At 66.5% G+C, this 1,782-nt stretch carries 2 protein-coding genes and 1 pseudogene; 2 read left to right on the forward strand and 1 reads right to left on the reverse strand.

Translation table 11 applies throughout. The annotated features are described in order from the left end of the window. Together BLV04_RS25830 and BLV04_RS24180 are read left to right on the forward strand one after the other, a co-directional pair. Window positions 1-503, forward strand: a pseudogene (locus BLV04_RS25830) (hypothetical protein); the annotation flags it as partial. Further along, window positions 409-1,377, forward strand: coding sequence for a DUF1186 domain-containing protein (locus BLV04_RS24180; RefSeq protein WP_093038692.1), 969 nt, complete (start codon window positions 409-411; stop codon window positions 1,375-1,377). The pseudogene BLV04_RS25830 and the gene BLV04_RS24180, both read left to right, overlap by 95 nt. 106 nt (window positions 1,378-1,483) lie before the next feature. On the opposite strand, the gene BLV04_RS24185 is transcribed toward BLV04_RS24180, so the two are convergent. Then, a partial coding sequence (locus BLV04_RS24185; protein ID WP_503660768.1) for a type 2 periplasmic-binding domain-containing protein occupies window positions 1,484-1,782 on the reverse strand: 299 nt, incomplete at its 5' end.

Raw genomic sequence — 1,782 nt, forward strand, 5'->3', positions numbered from 1 at the left:
GACACAAACGCGCCGATGGCTCGCCGGCCGAGCTGATGGCCGGCATGGGTGCCCGGGTGGTCGAGGTCGAGGCGCCCGACCTGCGCGCACTCAAGCAACAGCTCTCGGCGCTGCCGCAGATCATCTCGGCGGCGCAGCTCGGCAGTCGACTGCGCGTGCTGGTGGCCGATCGCATCGCCGACCCGGTCGCCTGGCTGCGCGCGCAACCGTTGCAGCCGACGCCCACGGCGCTGGAGTCGGCGCGCCCGAGCAGCTGCGTTTGGGCACCGGTGGCCCTCCCGCGGCGGAGATGTTGCTGGACCTCGCCACCCCGGGAGACGATCTCGCCGGCCTGGTCATGTCGTGCAGATCGTCGGGCGCAAGCCGGCGCACGGTTGATCGGCCGGTACTGGGCCCGGTTGCGTCGTCTTGGCGGCAAGCAACACACATGCTCCGCCCCGTACCGAACACGTCAGACGCCTGCTTCGGAGCCCGCACTCCGTCGGATCACTGCACTGGAGTAAACCCGGCATAAAGATCGAGGATATCAAGACGCAGCTCGAAACCCACCAGCGCACCTTCCCCGAGGCTGCCGTTCGGGCCGCCATGGCGCAACGCGAGGCGATGACGCCGCTTCTCCTGGAGTGCCTGCAGGCGACGGCCGATGACCCGCGGAAGGTCGTGAAGGTCGACGGCGCGATGCTCCACATGTACGCGATGTACCTGCTGGCGCAGTTTCGGGAGCGTGCCGCCTACCCGATGCTGGTGCAGCTGTTCTCCACGCCGGGCGAGGTGTGTTTCGACGTGGCCGGTGATCTGGTGACCGAGGATCTGGATCGCATCCTGGCGGCGGTGTGCGGTGAGGATGTGGATCCGATCAAAGGCATGATCGAGAACCGCGCTGTGAACGAATATGTCCGCAGCGCCTGTTTGCGGGTGTTGGTGACGCTCGTCGCCCGGCGGGAGCTCGAGCGCGCGTCCGTCGTGGCGTATTTCAGCAGCTTGTTCAACGGCACGCTGGAACGCGAACCGGACTTCCTGTGGACTTCGCTCGTCACCGCCTGCTGCGATCTGTATCCCGAGGAGCTGCTGCCCGACATCGAGCGCGCCTTCGACGCAGGGTTGGTGGATACGATCTTCGTCGGGAGGGCATGTGTCGCGCGGGTGATGTCGGAAGGCAAAGAGCGGGCGCTGCGATACGCCGACAGAAAAGGTCCGATCGAGGACACCGTGTCCGAGATGAGCTGGTGGGCCTCCTTCAGGGAGGATGACCGCAAGGCGGCCCATCAGGCCCCGACGATCGCGCAAGGAGCTCGGGGCAAAGCGGTCAAGGTCGGGCGCAACGAACCCTGCCCCTGCGGCAGCGGACAGAAGTTCAAGAAGTGCTGCGGGCGCTGAGGCTCGAGGCTCGTATCGGTCTTTAACCTCGCCGTTACGGGATGAGACCACCTCCGAAACAGATCCCCGAACGCGCTTCCCGCCGACGGCTCGGCCGATATCCGCCCTATTGTTCGTCCACGGCAGAGGCGTGGACGGCCTTGAGCTGATCACGGATCCACACGCACATGGGCTCCTTGTGGAAGCGCTCATGCCAGTAGAGGTAGACATGGGTGGCCGCGTCGTCGGTCCGCGCAAGGGCCTCCCGCAGCACCAGTTGGCGGCCGCGCACGAGCTCCTCGGCGAACCGCTTGGGCAGCCTGAAGACCACGTCGCTGCGCTCGCAGAAGGCCGCAATGGACGTAAAGCTCGATAGGCGCAGGGGCTGATTCAGGCGCTCGCCCGGCGCCAATTGCCCTTGCGCCG

This window comes from Thiocapsa roseopersicina (assembly GCF_900106925.1).
GTDB lineage: Bacteria > Pseudomonadota > Gammaproteobacteria > Chromatiales > Chromatiaceae > Thiocapsa > Thiocapsa roseopersicina.